The sequence below is a fragment of the Pseudomonas sp. F-14 TE3482 genome (assembly GCF_053629455.1).
The window spans coordinates 4,914,411-4,930,663 of the sequence record NZ_JBRJII010000001.1; the positions used below are offsets into that span (position 1 = coordinate 4,914,411).

Annotated in this window: 16 protein-coding genes and 1 pseudogene; 12 read left to right on the forward strand and 5 right to left on the reverse strand. The window is 56.3% G+C overall.

Annotated elements, in window-relative coordinates; translation table 11 throughout:
* The first annotated feature begins 64 nt into the window (after nucleotides 1-64).
* Both AB7M26_RS22045 and AB7M26_RS22050 read left to right on the forward strand, forming a co-directional pair.
* Complete coding sequence (locus tag AB7M26_RS22045; RefSeq protein WP_123497045.1) at nucleotides 65-706, forward strand: DUF1345 domain-containing protein; 642 nt, start codon at nucleotides 65-67, stop codon at nucleotides 704-706.
* 229 nt (nucleotides 707-935) lie between these two features.
* On the forward strand, nucleotides 936-1,442 hold the full coding sequence (locus AB7M26_RS22050) for a hypothetical protein (RefSeq protein ID WP_123497047.1): 507 nt from the start codon (nucleotides 936-938) through the stop codon (nucleotides 1,440-1,442).
* Nucleotides 1,443-1,528: 86 nt separating this feature from the next.
* On the opposite strand, the gene AB7M26_RS22055 is transcribed toward AB7M26_RS22050, so the two are convergent.
* The 3 genes from AB7M26_RS22055 to AB7M26_RS22065 form a co-directional block, all read right to left on the reverse strand.
* Nucleotides 1,529-3,772, reverse strand: a complete 2,244-nt coding sequence (locus AB7M26_RS22055) for an autotransporter outer membrane beta-barrel domain-containing protein (RefSeq protein ID WP_123497049.1) — start codon at nucleotides 3,770-3,772, stop codon at nucleotides 1,529-1,531.
* A gap of 218 nt (nucleotides 3,773-3,990) precedes the next feature.
* Nucleotides 3,991-5,970 carry a hypothetical protein gene (locus AB7M26_RS22060; protein WP_123497051.1) on the reverse strand — a complete coding sequence of 660 codons (1,980 nt, stop codon included), beginning with the start codon at nucleotides 5,968-5,970 and terminating at the stop codon, nucleotides 3,991-3,993.
* A gap of 88 nt (nucleotides 5,971-6,058) precedes the next feature.
* On the reverse strand, nucleotides 6,059-6,862 hold the full coding sequence (locus tag AB7M26_RS22065; RefSeq protein ID WP_123497053.1) for a hypothetical protein: 804 nt from the start codon (nucleotides 6,860-6,862) through the stop codon (nucleotides 6,059-6,061).
* Nucleotides 6,863-7,096: 234 nt separating this feature from the next.
* Between AB7M26_RS22065 and AB7M26_RS22070 the strand changes: the two genes are divergently transcribed.
* From AB7M26_RS22070 to AB7M26_RS22100, 7 genes are all read left to right on the forward strand, one after another.
* Nucleotides 7,097-8,122, forward strand: coding sequence for a LacI family DNA-binding transcriptional regulator (locus AB7M26_RS22070; protein ID WP_123497055.1), 1,026 nt, complete (start codon nucleotides 7,097-7,099; stop codon nucleotides 8,120-8,122).
* Nucleotides 8,123-8,285: 163 nt separating this feature from the next.
* On the forward strand, nucleotides 8,286-9,068 hold the full coding sequence (locus AB7M26_RS22075) for a sugar phosphate isomerase/epimerase family protein (RefSeq protein ID WP_123497057.1): 783 nt from the start codon (nucleotides 8,286-8,288) through the stop codon (nucleotides 9,066-9,068).
* Complete coding sequence (locus AB7M26_RS22080) at nucleotides 9,061-10,080, forward strand: sugar kinase (protein WP_123497059.1); 1,020 nt, start codon at nucleotides 9,061-9,063, stop codon at nucleotides 10,078-10,080. The genes AB7M26_RS22075 and AB7M26_RS22080 overlap by 8 nt, the downstream gene beginning before the upstream one ends.
* Before the next feature lie 61 nt (nucleotides 10,081-10,141).
* Nucleotides 10,142-11,428 (forward strand): MFS transporter, encoded by a 1,287-nt coding sequence (locus AB7M26_RS22085; protein ID WP_123497061.1) that lies wholly within the window; start codon nucleotides 10,142-10,144, stop codon nucleotides 11,426-11,428.
* Between the two features lie 21 nt (nucleotides 11,429-11,449).
* Entirely contained in the window at nucleotides 11,450-12,475 is a 1,026-nt protein-coding gene (locus AB7M26_RS22090; RefSeq protein WP_123497063.1) for an NAD(P)-dependent oxidoreductase, read from the forward strand.
* A 125-nt stretch (nucleotides 12,476-12,600) separates the two neighbouring features.
* Nucleotides 12,601-12,867 (forward strand): DUF2790 domain-containing protein, encoded by a 267-nt coding sequence (locus tag AB7M26_RS22095; RefSeq protein ID WP_123497065.1) that lies wholly within the window; start codon nucleotides 12,601-12,603, stop codon nucleotides 12,865-12,867.
* A 65-nt stretch (nucleotides 12,868-12,932) separates the two neighbouring features.
* Nucleotides 12,933-13,331 (forward strand): hypothetical protein, encoded by a 399-nt coding sequence (locus tag AB7M26_RS22100; protein WP_123497067.1) that lies wholly within the window; start codon nucleotides 12,933-12,935, stop codon nucleotides 13,329-13,331.
* Here the strand turns inward: AB7M26_RS22100 and AB7M26_RS22105 are convergent.
* The gene (locus AB7M26_RS22105) at nucleotides 13,328-13,603 is read right to left on the reverse strand and encodes a DUF1652 domain-containing protein (protein ID WP_123497080.1); all 276 of its coding nucleotides are present in this window, start codon (nucleotides 13,601-13,603) and stop codon (nucleotides 13,328-13,330) included. The two genes, AB7M26_RS22100 and AB7M26_RS22105, sit on opposite strands and share 4 nt — an antisense overlap.
* Nucleotides 13,604-13,781: 178 nt before the next feature.
* Here AB7M26_RS22105 and AB7M26_RS22110 point away from each other — a divergent pair, with 178 nt between their 5' ends.
* Nucleotides 13,782-13,991, forward strand: a complete 210-nt coding sequence (locus tag AB7M26_RS22110) for a hypothetical protein (protein WP_429386195.1) — start codon at nucleotides 13,782-13,784, stop codon at nucleotides 13,989-13,991.
* Between the two features lie 25 nt (nucleotides 13,992-14,016).
* Entirely contained in the window at nucleotides 14,017-14,499 is a 483-nt protein-coding gene (gene eco, locus AB7M26_RS22115) for a serine protease inhibitor ecotin (protein ID WP_123497069.1), read from the forward strand.
* A gap of 30 nt (nucleotides 14,500-14,529) precedes the next feature.
* Here eco and ilvA read toward each other — a convergent pair.
* A pseudogene (gene ilvA / locus AB7M26_RS22120) lies at nucleotides 14,530-15,525 on the reverse strand (threonine ammonia-lyase, biosynthetic); the annotation flags it as partial.
* 297 nt (nucleotides 15,526-15,822) lie between these two features.
* On the opposite strand from ilvA, the gene AB7M26_RS22125 reads away from it, so the two are divergent.
* On the forward strand, nucleotides 15,823-16,158 hold the full coding sequence (locus AB7M26_RS22125) for a DUF2834 domain-containing protein (protein ID WP_123497073.1): 336 nt from the start codon (nucleotides 15,823-15,825) through the stop codon (nucleotides 16,156-16,158).
* Nucleotides 16,159-16,253: the final 95 nt, after the last annotated feature.

The following is a 16,253-nucleotide window of genomic DNA, read 5'->3' on the forward strand; positions in this document are numbered from 1 at the left end:
GGGATTATCGTTGTGGTCACAACCTGGGCTAAGGTGTTTAGACACCCAGGCCCATCGAGCTCTCATGCCCCTACTCGCCCGCACCCACCCTCGCCTGTCCGCCGCGGCCACACTCGGCATCGCGGTGGGCATTCTGGCTCCGGCCGACTCGATCATCGGCAAAATCCTCATCGGCTGGAACACCGGGGTCTGGACGTACCTAGTGCTGATGCTCTGGCTCACCGCGCGCGCCAAGGCCCCTGACGTCAAACGCATTGCCGAAGTCGAAGATGAAAACGCCGGTCTGGTGTTACTGCTGGTGAGCATCGCGGCGCTGGCCAGCCTCGCCACCATCACTTTCGAACTCGCCGGCAGCCGGGACCTGGAAACCACCCGCAAACTGCTGCGTTACGGCTTCACGGCATTGACGGTAATCGGTTCATGGCTGCTGATCGGGGTGATTTTCAGCGTGCACTACGCAAGGTTGTATTACACCTGGAACGGCAAGGAACCGGCGCTGCGTTTTGCCGAAGGCCTGACAACCCCCAATTACTGGGACTTTTTGTATTTCTCATTCACCATCGGTGTGGCGGTGCAAACAGCCGATGTGGGCGTGGCGACGCGGGATTTGCGCAAGATCGTGCTGGCGCAATCGTTGATTGGATTTGTGTTTAATACGGCGATTCTGGGGTTTTCGATCAATATTGCGGCGGGGTTGTTTGGTTGATGGCTGCAAATACTGAAGGCAGATTACTCGCGAGGTTCCGCCCCCCGAGTAATGAACTCTAAGCCCTCAATTAAACGCACCGCCCCGTCAATACACTCACATCAATACCCGCTTGTAAACTGTCAGGTTTGACAGTTTACAAGTTTGTCACACTGGCATTTTATATACCAATCCCGCCTGCAGTTCCTATGGCGAGATATCACTTGTCATGACAGTGGAGACTGCATCAATGAACGCATTTGCGAAAGTGGCCATGTTACCTGCGGTATTGGGGACATGCAAAGGAACAATCGATGGGACTGGAACATTTGAAGCCGGTCTGGTGGAGTTTTCAGAAGCGATATATCCCCCTCCTCATGGCGAGGCCTATGTCATGCTCGCCACAGAGCGGGCGCCCGCCCCGGCGTATACCACTAAAGAACTGAAAATTTCATTTTCCAAAGGGTTTGCCGATGGCAGCTACGGGCTATATCCAGATGCTTATACTGTTCGGGTGCTTTTTATTGACAGTTCGGTACCGGCCAAACCTGTGATCTATACACAATACCAAGGCATTGCCAGGGTTCAATACGACACTGCGAGCTCAACATTTTCGGGTGAAATCAGCGCGACTCTTGAAAATCTGGACGAGGATACCCGCAAGACAGTAAACCTGAAAATCGACTTCGAAGCGCACCCGACTGCACGCGCACGTAGAATTCCTCGCCGCCCTAAATCCACCGGGGTGTATTGCTGAATGAACAAGCAAAAAACTAAACCCAACTAAATAAATGTTAATAAAAAAGGAGCCCAAGGGCTCCTTTTTTTTAACTCGATTATTTATTAAAACGCGTAACGTAGACCTAACGTCAGCCCACCCGGTTGACGAAAGTTTTTGCCATCGCTGTACTCATAGTCCGCATGAACTTGCAGGTTGTTTGTCATCGAGGCGGCTATACCCGTACCCAATAGCACACGCGACCCGGAAAGATTATTCTGGAACACCTTGTCGTTGACCTGCACTTCGTTGTTCTTTTCGAACTCGTAAGCACCGGAAACACGCACGTAGGGTTGCAGCGTGATATCGTCTTTCATTTTAAAGTTGCGCCCAGCCGTCATGCCAACTTCACCCAGCAGTGACCGCGCCCGATCCCCATCTGCCTGCAGATCGTTATCCAAGGAGAAGTGTTTACCCTGAATAACCACGGCGGACCACTTGGTAAACGGCTCAATGAAATAACCATCATCAAGCTTGATATGCCGACCGAATTCGACAGAGCCCCCCACCCCGGTGTTGTCGTAGTCGCCTTTAGCCCTGGCGCCATCACTCAGGCTGACTTTGGCTTCGTTACGAAAGCGGTTCACTTTCAGCACCGCATCCGCGTAGTAACCACTGCTCGTATCCAGCCAGGTGGCGTAAGTGCCCAGATAGTAACTGTCGACATTACCTGAAGTGCCGGCGTCAAGATCAAGATCGGAGCTGCTGTGGCCCCCCATTACCCCCACCAGCCATTGACTATCCCCCAATGCCGCATCTGCGCCGAGGGTAAAACCCCGCTGGGTCTGCCGGTAACCCACCCCGGAACCATCGGCGATTTCGAATTTATTGCCATAGGTACGTCCCCAGGCTCCGGATTGGCCGGGATTGAAACGCAACTCGCCCATGCGGGTACGTAGCGACGTCAACTCGCCATACCAGGTAGGCAATGGTGTATTGAACAGTGCCAATACCGACCGTGCGCCCGGGCTGACAGTGCGCGTACTCGGGTCCAGGATCCAGTCGTTGCCACTTTTGGCCAGAGCATAAGAATAGGCCCCCTGATCAACTACATTATTGAACAGAGAAAACCGGGCATCACCACCGGCAGTTTTCACGACAGTGACGGGCTGACCAGCAGCAGGTTCAGTACCACTGCTGGCGATTACCAGTTCATGAGAGCCAGTGGCTGTTCCTGTGACATTCAACAAGTCAGTCTGCCCCGTGGCCAAGTTAGTGCCCATTAAGAACCGTCCATTACCTGACAGGTCAGTCACATTCAATTGATAAAAAGCGTTTTCTGCCCCGAACTTCACCGAACCGCCATTGAGAGCCAGTTTTCCTACCTGACTGTCGCCCACCAGTACCCATTGGGCAGTGTCATTGATCGTTGCGCTGGCAACATTTTCTAGACGTCCGGTAAGCACGGAGTTGTTCTGTAGCGTCAGCTCAGTAGTGCTGCCGGACTCGGTGACAACATTGCCGTTCAACGTACTGCCATTGACGATCATCGACACATTGGCGCCCCCCTTGACTTCGAGTAGCGTATCGTTGCTGGCCAGAAGTCTGGAGTTGTTCAATGTCAGAGTGGCCGTTGAACGTTCAAAATTATCGAAGTCCACCACAATGGCCGAGCCGCTTTTTCCCTGGACAGTGGTGTTGTCGAGACTCAGAGTGGCGGGAGCCACGCCGGTTTGATCAAGCTCGATGAACACTCCATCTTTTCCACCGATGATCGTACTGTTTTTGGCAACGGCATCGGCACTCTGAAGCCACAAGCCATAGCCCGTGTCGGCCGTGCCCTCAAGGGAGGAATCGGTGACATTGATTAGGCTGTGGGAAGACGCAAATGCACCGGCATCCACGCCTGTGATGGTGCTTTTGCCCGTGACATTGACCGTGGAGCCGTCCTCGGTGGTGGAAAACCGTACAGCCGATATCCCAAAAAAATCCCCGCTTACGGTGCTGTTATCGATATTGCCCTCACTAGAGACTAACTCAAGTCCGGATTGCCCATTGTCGCCGGCCACCGTGGCGCCACTCAGATTGACGGTAGAGTTGTTTCTTGCCGATATAGTCTGGGTGCTACCGCCCACGTTGACATTGACCGTTGAACTGTCCGCATCAATACCCAGAGTCTGAGCGTTATTGACCGACAGGGTTGCGCCCTGGGTCAAAAACCAACTCTCTACAGGCGCGCCATTGTTGAGGGTAACGTTACCTCCGACAATTGGAGCAGCAATAGCAAGGGAGGAAAATATCAGTAACGAGATGTAGAGCCCCCCTGTTCGTAAGGCGAAACCGGAAAGCGGTATAGGATTGAGTTGCATACTGGACACCTGCTTCAAAAAATGCGTGTTCGGTTTCCTGCGGCAGGTGCTGGAAACCAACGGCCTGCCTACAAAGATTCGCTAGGCTATCGAGTAATTGCGCAGTTTTATGTAGGACTTTTCTTGATATAGGGGGTGATAACTCCTCCGGAATCCGCACCCAAGAGACAGGCGGGCATGAAAAACAAATTTCACGCCCACCGCTCGATACTTATGTATCAGTTAGGGGGATTAGCAATTTCACAAAAGTCGTCATTATTATCCAACAAAAATACAAAGTGAATTGCTTCATCCGACTCTTGCACAACCCCCGTCACGCTATAGGTTAACTTCCCGAAACCATCCGTTACCGGTTTGAAATTAGCCGTATAGTCACCAATATCCATCTCTATCCCTTCCGCAGGCACTGTTCCGACAATGGTATGGTCTTTGGTAACTTCGGTACCTGGAATAGGGATCGTCGCATTTTCATCCGTATACCCGCCCCACTTCAGCGTCACCACTCTAGTATCGAGAAGCGAGGGGCTGAATGGAATAACAACTTTCAAGTTGCGACGAGTCGTTCCATCGCCTGGCGGTACGAAGTTCAATGTAGGGCAAGCAATTGCATCATTCTCAAGCCCTTGCACCAATGGCTTCGGCAAATCGATCTTAGTGATATCAACAATGACGTCCTGCTCTCTTGACCAGACAGGGTTGTTACCCAGCACGGCCGACAATACCCATTTCAACTTCACCGTCCCACTTGGCTTTTTCGCAATAATATCCCATGGGACCGTCCCTGCTTTAATTTCGCTGCCTTCCTCCCCCGGCTGCAAAAAATAAGATGGACTAAGTTCGTTATCATCGTACCAAACCGTTATGCTTTGCCCTGATTCAGTTGCAGGAACGTTATATAGCTGAATAAATACATCCGCAGATTGGTCGTAGTCGTTATCGTCAAGTTCATTGTCAACACCTTGCGAGGAAACCAGACGAGGAAGCTCCAGATCACGGTTGACCGGATCCGGCTCGCCGGGGTTTACCGGGCCAGGATAGGAAATATCTACATCAATTTCAGTTTCTTCCTCCGCGATGACATTGCCTGATCCACGTAACATGACATAGCTGACCTTTGTGGGAACGACACCGTCGGTCGCGCCATAAGCGACTTTAATGACAGTGGTGTAATCCACTGGAAAAACAAGTGTTGTATTTGTTCCCACGCGTTGCTCAGGCAGATCAATATTGTGCCAACGGGCAATGATCGTGTCATTGGGAGAGCTCGGTTGCGGAACTGGAACTTCGACCGTCACACCCTGAGCGCAGTCTGCCACATTAATCAAGGTATCGCCGTCCGTCCCGTCCGCCAGCGGAACGACGGGCTTTTCGGCCACAGGTGGTGCCAAGCGCTGAACGTTACGTTGATTCGCCTTCGACCTTTTACTGATGTTGCCTGGCAAGTCTTTCACCACAAACGTCAGCGTATTCAAGCCTTCTTTGGAGTTTACGAAAATCAAAATCGGTAGCGTGACTTTGCCGTCACCAGGCACCAGGACGTCTTCCAATACAGGTGTGGCATAAGCGGGATCCGCAGGATCGCCCCAATAAACGTCGCATTTGTCTGTGGCCTCGTAGTTATCTGCTATTGGTAGTGTGATCACGATACCGTTGGGGTTTGCGCCGATGTATTCGTCATCGATAGCTTTACTGAACGGCAAGTCGGCGGGGAACGTCGCTGCCGGAGGGGAAAAATCAGAAGCAGGCGTCTTGACCTGGTAGGGTTTTGTCCTGTCGATGTGGTACTCACTGACAGTTTCGGGACTTGGGTTGACGCCCGCGGCATACATCACATAAACCAGTTCGTACTGAGTGGGCGCTTCGGGAGTGCTCAGTTCTACAAGTCTCGCGAGCGGCACTTCCAATGGTAATGGCCATGCGCGATCAACCAGCGGACCCAGAGGTCTTCGAGTTTCAAGGGGGATCTGTGTTGGGTCGCCTTTGACTCGCAAAAATACACTCAAAGTATCCCGGGCATGCTCGGTGACGGGTCTGGGAATTTCATATTCCAGATTGGCACCGAGTACGGCGACCGGAATCCGCAAGTCACCTCCCGGTAAAGTTTGATCCGGGATAATGGCGGGATCAAGGAGAATGACACCGCCGCTCTGCAGTGATACTTGTTTTTGCAAACCGATACTTTCAACTTTAGCGTTCATCCGAATAAACTCCGTTTTAGTATTTAATTGCGCCGCCACCACAAAATTACTCCACAGCGCCTACGCCTTGCTGTTTGCTACACATCAATCAAGGTACACCCGGACCACAGGATGGCCCTCCACTCCTGACTCTATCTATCCTCACGAAATCCGGCTTTGAAAGCCCAATGGGTCGAGTGCCACGATAAACGGTGTATATCACCTTGGCAGACGCTTTATTCTCCATCGGTTCTATATGAGGCGTATAAGGCTTGACCTCCACCACAAAGCCGTCCCGAAGTTCTGCTGTACTCAGGATGGTTTTTCGAATGAACCAATAAGTTCCAGGGATTGGCTCGCCGCTGGCATTCAGGCTTAAATAGCCCCACCACTCCACCAGGCACACGTCACCAACTTTGCAAAAGTCTGGAAGTGGTGGGATTTTTACATTCACCCATTCCCAGAGGGCTGGGCTAGTAGAACAGTTGAGATAGCCCTCATCATTCACATCGGGAAACTTCACTCTTTCAAGATTATCAGGAACTGGTGTGTGATCAATCGTGAGTGTTCTGGGCGCCGACGGATGGGGATTACCAAAGTGGTTAATCGTTTCATAGCGAACTTCGACAACACCGTCATTAATCAAATATCCCGGCCCGATTAGAATGAGGAATTGCGACTCCGTAACCGGCCCGGGATGCAAAGTAGTCGAAGTAAACTCCACAACACCATTACGTTCCATCCAGACAATGAGCCTGTCTGTTTGTCCCGGACCTGCCGGTTTGGGCCAGATGGGTACTCTGACATTGATACCCTGTTGCAATAGTTCAAGCGGAATATGGCCCTGCGGGTCATTTTCATCCACGCCAATCACTGTAGGCGCGTCATAAATCAGAACTTCACCAAGCGCCATGAATACTCTCCCCTGCACTTTTTTTCGGGTTACTGTTAAATCAAATTAAGCGCCTATTTTTTTTATTGGCCTACTGTCAGATCTGACAGGTGTCGCTACCGCTGGTCGGATTCCTACCGTATCTTCTGACACATTGGGCTTGACGTATTCTGTTGCCTGTTGTTTTCTGAAACCGGTTTCATGGCATCATCACCAGTATCCGAACCCATAAATCCAATAACAAGGTTTCATACCGTGAACGACTTCTCCGCCGCCCAACGCAGCCGCGTCACCATGCTCGACGTCGCCGAACATGCAGGCGTGTCCAAGGCCAGCGTCTCGCGCTTCATCGGCGATGACCGCTCCCTCCTCTCCGATGCCATCGCCCTGCGCATCGAGCAGGCGATTGCCGAATTGGGCTACCGCCCGAACCAGATGGCCCGCGGCCTGAAACGTGGGCGAACTCGTCTGATCGGCATGTTGGTGGCCGATATCCGTAATCCTTATTCGATTGCCGTGATGCACGGGGTGGAAACCGCTTGCCGTCAGCACGGCTACAGCCTGGTGGTGTGCAACACCGATCGCGATGACGAGCAAGAGCGTCAACACCTGGCGTTGCTGCGCTCGTACAACATCGAAGGCTTGATCGTGAACACCCTCGGCCATCACCGGGATGAACTGCGCGAACTGCATCAGGAAATGCCCATGGTGCTGGTGGATCGCAAGGTCGAGCAGCTCGAGAGCGATCTGGTGGGGCTGGATAATCCGGCCGCTATCGAGATGGCCGTTGCCCACCTTGAAGAACGCGGTTATCGCGATGTGCTGATGGTCACCGAGCCGTATGACGGCACCAGTTCGCGGATCGAGCGGGTCAGCAGTTTCAAGGCGCAGATCGAGCAGCGTCCGACGCTTTCGGGGGCTGTGGTCGAAACCGGCGGCGATCTGACCGCTCGTTTGGATAACTTTCTGCAAACGCCTGGCCTTGGCCCGAAAGCGCTGTTTTGCGCCAACGGTATCGCCGCGCTGGCCAGTACTCATTCGTTGCGTGAGTTGAAGTGCAACCTGTTTGACGATGTCGGCCTTATTGCCCTTGATGATCTGGATTGGTATCCGCTGGTGGGGAGCGGGATTACCGCCCTCGCCCAGCCGACGGCGGAGATGGGTGCGAGTGCGTTTGAGTGTTTGCTCAAGCGGCTGCGTGGGGATGATGGGCCGGTGCGGAACCTGGATTTTCCGGCGCGGTTGATTGTTCGAGGGTCGACCCAGGGGAATCTTCGGTGAATGTTCGGGCCCCATCGGGCAAGCCCGCTCCCGCAGGGATCTGTGGTGTTCACAAAACCTGTGGGAGCGGGCTTGCCCGCGATGAAGCCTGAAAGAACAACACATCCTTAAAGCAGTCATTTTTTTTGACCAAAAATGAAACCGGTTTCAGAGGTGAATAACAATGAACAAACCACCCGTTTCCATCAGTCTGTCCAGCTACGGCGCCGACCTCGTCCGCCAACGTGGCCAAGGCAGTTTTGTTGAGGTGCTGTCCGCTGCCGGCGCCACGCACATTGAATGGCGCGAAGAGCTGCTGACACTCGAAGACCCCACGCAATTGGCCAGCGCCACGCAATCACGGGGCTTGGAAAGCATCTATTCCTCACCGATGGAATTGTGGCTGGCCGGGCAGTCGGCCCCCAATCCTGAACTGCTCCCGACCCTGGAGCGTGCCGAGGCATTCGGCGCCCAATGGCTGAAAGTCTCCCTGGGCTATTTCACCGACAACAACGATCTGCAAACACTGGCGCTTGTGTTGCAACAGAGCCCGGTGCAGCTGCTGGTGGAAAACGACCAGACCTTGCACGGCGGCCGCGTCGAACCGTTCCAGCGCTTCTTTGCCAAAGTGGAGCAGCACGACCTGCCGATCAAAATGACCTTCGACATCGGTAACTGGCAATGGCAGGACCAGTCCGCCGCCAGTGCCGCGCGGCTGCTTGGTCAATACGTCGGCTATGTGCATTGCAAAGCCGTGGCGCGGCGGGCCGACGGCAAACTGGTGGCGGTGCCGCCGGCTGCCAGCGACCTGCATCTGTGGGGCCAACTGCTGCGGCACATGGATCACGGCGTGATGCGTGCGGCGGAGTATCCGCTGCAAGGTGATGACCTGGTGCAGTTGACCGCCGAGCATGTCGCCGTCCTCGCCCGCCTCGGTCAACCCCGCCAGGAGCCTGCTCATGTCTGAGATCGATATTCTGTCGTTTGGCGAGACCATGGCGATGTTCGTCGCCGAGCAGAACGGTGAACTGGCTGACGTCAGCCAATTCCACAAGCGCATTGCCGGGGCCGACAGTAATGTCGCCATTGGTTTGTCGCGGTTGGGGTTTAACGTCGCCTGGCTGAGCCGGGTGGGAGCGGACTCGTTGGGTCGGTTCGTGATCGACACGCTGGAGAAAGAAGGCCTGAATTGCAGCCAAGTTGATATTGATCCGGCGCACCCCACCGGTTTTCAGCTCAAGTCCCGCAGCGACGATGGCAGCGATCCGGTTGTCGAGTATTTCCGGCGCGGGTCGGCCGCCAGTCATTTGTCGGTGCAATCCATTGCCCCGCAACTGCTCGAGGCTCGGCACTTGCACGCCACGGGCATTCCCCCGGCGCTGTCGGAAGCGGTCCGGGAAATGTCTTTCGAGCTGATGACCCGCATGCGTAATGCCGGGCGCAGCGTGTCGTTTGACCCCAACCTGCGTCCGAGTCTGTGGGCCAGCGAACAACAGATGATCCGCGAGATCAACCGCCTCGCCGCCCTCGCCCATTGGGTGCTGCCGGGTTTGAGCGAAGGGCGTTTGCTCACCGGTTTCGAAGCCCCCGCCGACATCGCGGCGTTTTATCTCGACCAAGGTGCTGAAGCCGTAGCGATCAAGCTCGGGCCGGCCGGTGCGTATTACCGAACCCATCTGGATGAAGGTTTCGTTGCAGGCGTGCCGGTGGAAACGGTGGTCGATACGGTCGGCGCCGGCGACGGGTTTGCCGTCGGCCTGATCAGCGCCCTGCTGGAAAACCACAGCGTTGCCCAAGCGGTGCAGCGTGCCAACTGGATCGGTAGCCGCGCGGTGCAGAGCCGTGGGGATATGGAGGGGTTGCCCAACAGGCTCGAGATGTTCGCCGAGTTTGAGGACGCCATCGCGGGCAAGCCCGCTCCCACAGGGATTCGCGCCAATCCTGTGGGAGCGGGCTTGCTCGCGAAGAGGCCCGCATAGTCACTGAAGATTCAAAACCGTTACCTGCTGCGACAAAAACAACAAGCTCAGGAGCATCACTATGAAAACCGCAACACTGGCCACCCGCCGCTGGTGGTACATCATGCCGATCGTGTTCATCACCTACAGCCTGGCGTATCTGGACCGCGCCAACTATGGATTCGCCGCCGCCTCCGGAATGGCGGCGGACCTGATGATCACCCCCGGGCTGTCGTCCTTGCTCGGCGCACTGTTCTTCCTTGGCTATTTCTTCTTCCAGATTCCGGGCGCGATCTACGCTCAGAAGCACAGCGTGAAGAAGCTGATTTTCGTCAGCCTGATCCTCTGGGGCGGCCTGGCGACCTTGACCGGGATCGTCTCCAACGCCTACTGGCTGATCGTGATTCGCTTCATGCTCGGCGTGGTCGAAGCCGCCGTGATGCCGGCGATGCTGGTGTACCTGTGCCATTGGTTCACCCGTGCCGAACGCTCGCGTGCCAACACGTTCCTGATCCTCGGCAACCCGGTGACCATGCTCTGGATGTCGGTGGTCTCGGGCTACCTGATCCAGCATTTCAGCTGGCGCTGGATGTTCATCATCGAAGGCTTGCCAGCGGTGCTGTGGGCATTTATCTGGTGGCGTCTGGCCGATGACCGTCCGGCTCAGGCCAAGTGGCTGAGCGACCAGGAAAAGCAGGATCTGGAAAGCGCCCTGGCCGCCGAACAGGTCGGCATCAAAGCGGTGAAAAACTACGCCGAAGCCTTCCGCTCGCCAAAAGTAATCATCCTTGCCTTGCAGTTTTTCTGCTGGAGCATCGGCGTCTACGGTTTCGTGTTGTGGCTGCCGTCGATCCTCAAGGCCGGCGCTCAGATGGACATGATCGAAGCCGGTTGGCTGTCGGCATTGCCCTACCTGGCGGCAGTGGTCGGCATGCTGGTGGTGTCCTGGGGCTCGGACAAACTGCAAAAACGCAAACGCTTCGTTTGGCCACCGCTGCTGATCGCCTCGATTGCGTTCTATGGCTCGTACGCCTTGGGCGCTGAGCATTTCTGGTGGTCCTACACGCTGCTGGTGATTGCCGGCGCCTGCATGTACGCCCCGTACGGGCCTTTTTTCGCCATCGTCCCGGAAATCCTCCCCGCTAACGTCGCCGGGGGCGCCATGGCACTGATCAACAGCATGGGCGCACTCGGCTCGTTTGGCGGCTCTTATCTGGTGGGTTACCTGAACAGCTCCACCGGATCACCCGGTGCCTCTTATCTGCTGATGAGCGGCGCGTTGCTGCTATCGGTGGTGCTGACGATTTTCCTCAAGCCCGGCGCCAGTGACCGGGTCGCTGTGGCGCGGCCGATGGTGGCTCATTCTTGATTTGATATAGAGATGACAACGATGAAAAAGCAGGTTGTGCTGTACAAGAAACTCTCGCCGCTGCTGATGGCTCGCTTGCATGAGCAGACCGAGGTGACGCTGATCGACAGCCTCGACGCAGAGGGCTTGGCGCAACTGCGCCGGGCCCTGCCCCGTGCCCAAGGATTGCTCGGCGCCAGTCTCAAACTGGACGCCGGGTTACTGGATCTGGCGCCGAACCTGGAAGCCATTGCCAGCGTGTCCGTCGGCGTCGACAACTACGACATCGATTACCTGACCGAGCGCCGGATCCTGCTCAGCAATACCCCTGACGTGTTGACCGAAACTACTGCCGACACCGGTTTCGCGCTGATCCTGGCCACCGCCCGACGCGTGGTGGAACTGGCCACTATGGTTCGCGCCGGCCAGTGGAGCCGCAACATCGGCCCGGCGCATTTCGGCAGCGATGTACACGGCAAGACGCTGGGCATTATTGGCATGGGGCGGATCGGTGAGGCGCTGGCGCAACGCGGGCATTTCGGTTTTGGCATGCCGGTTGTGTATCACAGCCATTCGCCAAAACCGGCGGTGGAGCAGCGATTCAACGCGCAATACCGCAGCTTGAGCGATCTGCTGCAGCAGGCCGATTTCGTTTGCCTGACGTTACCGTTGACCGCTGCAACCGAAGGGATGATCGGCGCTGAACAGTTCGCCCTGATGCGCCCCGAAACGATCTTCATCAATATTTCCCGGGGCAAGGTGGTGGATGAGCAGGCGCTGATCGAGGCGTTGCGGCACAAGCGGATTCGCGCGGCGGGGCTGGATGTGTTTGAGCGTGAGCCGCTGGGCAATGACTCGCCGTTATTGCAGTTGAACAACGTGGTGGCGACGCCGCACATCGGGTCGGCGACGCATGAGACGCGGGAGGCGATGGCCCGGTGTGCGGTGGATAATCTGTTGGCGGCTTTGGCTGGGGAGCGGCCGGCTAATCTGGTGAATGCCGGGGCGTGGGGCGGTCAGGAAGAGCCGAAACTCGTTCTCGCGACAGGCGGCATACAACCCGGTTAACCATCGCTTAACCCCATGGTCCAAAACTTTACTGGACCGCACGCCCTCAGCTCCTCTGACGCCCAGTGCGGCAGGTTCGACGTTCTTCAGTCGAACTCATTTCCCCTCTGCACTGGAGATTCACCATGAACACGCGAACACTGCTGATAACCACCGCCCTCGCCTGCACCGCGTTCGCCGGGCTTGCTCAGGCAAACGAGACGTCGTCCTCCCAGGCCGTGCCTTATCACTACGGCATGCAACTGCGGGTGGCCAAGGTCATTTCCCTGACTGAACCGCAAACGCAGGAATGCCAAGTGGTGACGGCCAACATGAAGTACATCGACACATCGGGTAAGCCTGCGGAAATTACGTACCAAAAACTGTCTGACGCGTGCAGCTATCAGAACTGACAGTAGTGCTGTGAGGGTTCTGGCGCTAAGCTCTGGCGCTTCCCTCACTGCCGCAAGGATTCGCCATGCAGTTCTCGTTTCGCACGCTGTCGACGTTCACCGCCGCACTTTGTTTTCTGCTGGCGCTGGTCTGGGGTTTGATGCCGCAAGGGTTGTTGGCGATCTGGAGTATCGAGTATTCGTCCGCGGCGGGCTTTATCGCCCGGCGCAGTGCAGTGCTGTTCGGCGCATTGGGGGTGATGTTTTATCTGGTGCGGCAGGCCCCGCCCTCGGCAGCGCGAAGCGCAATGTGCAGCGGCTTTATGGTGGGATGTTTCGGTTTGGCGGCACTGGGCTTCGGCGAATGGCTCAATGGTCATGCCGGGCCGGGTATTTTGCTGGCGATCCTGGTGGAATTGGCGCTGGGTCTGGGGTTTATCCAGACCCGGCGCGTATCGGTCGAACTGGGTGAAACGGCCGGTTAATGGGCTTTTGACGTCGGGTGCAACAGCTCGAGCTCGCTGCGCCTGTTGTGCTCAAGGTCGCTGCGTAACTCGGCGATCAGATTATTGATTTCCCGGCACCCGTTGAGGTGATGGGCGTCTATGCCAGTGACGATCAGGTCGAGGTGGTCAGTCTCGACGTCCGAATACACCTTGACGGTCATCGACAGGTTCGGCGACAGCGTGCATTGGCAGCGTTTCGGGAGAAAACTGCTCTCAATGATATTGCGTAGTTCCAAGGCAGAAAGAAACATGGCCACCCTCTCGGTATTGTGAGATTGCCAATCAAAAATCAATGTCGGTCGGAGCTCAAATCGCCCGTTGTTTTTCTTCCTTGGGGAACCTCATTGTTCCAACGTCCCAACCGTCTTCTTGTTTCAGCGCTGACTCAGTAATGATCGTGGTCAGCTCAAGACAGCTTCAGCATAAAACATGCCCGAGATTTCGCCCTGCGCCTCGTCGGCAAATCAAGGCTTTGGGAGAAATGGCAACACATCGCGTCATGCAAAATGCAAAATGCAAAATGCAAAATGCAAGAAAGGTCTGCTTCAAGACCTGCATTTTGCAAACACCACCGATGGTGGGTTTGCATTGGCTGAGGACGGCAGTGAGAATGCGGCCCATCCATTCAGTATCCGCTGACCCCACACACACGCAAGGAGGCATCATGGGTGCTTTGCCGCTTAACACGACCGTCGGGCTGATAGTTTCCATTTTGTCGTCCGTAGCCCACGCCGCAACCCTCGAAGACGTCGCGCCGTATCCCAAGCCTGAGAGCGGTTTTACCCGCCAGGTCATTCACCTCGCCCCGCAACAACAGGAAGACGGTTATCAAGTCGAGATCCTGGCCGGCAAGACCCTCTCCGTCGACTGCAACCGTCAGCGCCTGGGCGGCATGCTCGAGGAGAAAAATCTCGAAGGCTGGGGCTATCCGTTTTACCGGCTGGAAAAAGTCACCGGCCCAATGAGCACGCTGATGGCCTGCCCGGATGGCAAGCGCAAAAAGGACTTCGTGCCGGTGGTCGGTGACGGTTTCAGACTGCGCTACAACAGCAAATTGCCGATCGTGCTCTACGTGCCCAAGGACGTCGAAGTGCGCTACCGGGTCTGGTCGGCGTCGAGCCATGTCGAGAAAGCCGTTCAGGAATAATCGGACCAGCCCTCACGCCAACACGCCGCTCAACGCGGCGCGCTCGGCCACATGCCGCAAACTGTCGAAATTGATGTTCGCGCCCGAATCGATGGCCACCAGGGTCTGACCCCGAGCGCCGGTTCGCGCCACGTACTGCTTGATCCCGGCCACGGCCAGGGCGCCGGAAGGTTCGGTGATCGAGCGGGTATCGTCGTAGATATTCTTGATCGCGGCGCAGAGTTCGTCGTTGCTGACGATCATTACCTCGTCGACGCAAAACCGACAGACCTCGAAGCCATGGGCGCCGATCTGAGCGACGGCCACGCCATCGGCGAAGGTGCCGACGGTTGGCAGCACAACCCGTTCGCCGGCCTGTAATGCAGCCTGCAAACAGGCGGAATGTTCCGACTCGACGCCGATGATGCGCACTTCAGGGCGCAGGTATTTGATGTACGCGGCAATGCCGGCGATCAAGCCTCCACCGCCCACCGGAACGAAGATCGCGTCCAGCGGCCCTTGGTGCTGGCGCAGGATTTCCATGGCGACGGTGCCCTGCCCCGCAATCACGTCCGGGTCGTCGAAGGGCGAGACAAAGGTGCGACCGGTTTGCTGTGCCAGGCTCAGCGCGTATTCCAGGGCATACGGAAAACTCTCGCCGTGCAGCAGCGCTTCGGCGCCTCGACTGCGAACCCCGAGCACCTTCAATTCCGGCGTCGTACAGGGCATGACGATGGTTGCGCCGATCCCCAGCTCGCGGGCCGCCAACGCTACGCCTTGGGCATGATTGCCCGCCGAGGCCGTGATTACGCCGCGAGCCTTGTGTTCATCGCTCAGGTTCACCAGTTTGTTGTAGGCGCCACGGATCTTGAAGGAAAACGTCGGTTGCAGGTCTTCGCGCTTGAGCAGGATCTGATTGCCCAACGCCTGGGACAAGGCCGGAGCCGCTTGCAACGGCGTGCGCACGGCGAGTTCGTAAACCGGCGCGGCGAGGATCTTTTTCACGTAGTGCTCAAGCAAGCTCTGCTGGGCGGGGGTACTGTTCATGGTCGTCTCCTTGGTATCCGGGTTTACGCGGTCGGCAGCTCCTACGCCGGTTGCATGCGCCCGGTAAGCTCAAAACCCAAGAGACAGAAAGTAAAAACCCGCCTCTAGGGCGGGTTGGGTGCTGCAGTCGTGAGCTAGCCCGCCAAATAAGGAATGGCGGTAATAATGCTTGGCTGGCAGCGCAATACGGTGGAAGTCATGGCTGGAAATTAGCCGGAGGCTGATGGCAAGTCAATGGCCAATTTTCAAGGGCCGCTGTAGACTGGCGATTCTGTTCATCGTCCAAGGAAGGAAACCATGAAGTCTGTCGCCCTGCCCCTCATCGCCCTGATCGCCTTCGCCGGCTACACCGTTTCGGTGATGCTGCAGGCGGAGCAGTCGTTGCTCGACTTCGGCATCAGCCTGATGTCGCGGCCCGATACCGCGCAGGTGGTGATCGATTTATACCTGTTGGCGACCCTTGCCGGTATCTGGATGTACAAGGATGCGCGCCAGCGTGGGCAGTCGGGGTTGTCGGTGGTTCCCTATCTGGTGGTGACGGCGGTTTTTGTATCGGTCGGGCCGTTGTTGTACCTGGTGGTGCGGGGGCTTCAGGAGCGGAAAAACTCTAGCGAGGCAGCTCAAGAGGCCTGATCCAGGAGTTGTTGTGCTGTTGAGATTGCCTTCGCGAGCAAGCTCGCTCCCACATTAGATCTTCCGTGAACACATAATTTGTGAACACCAGAGAT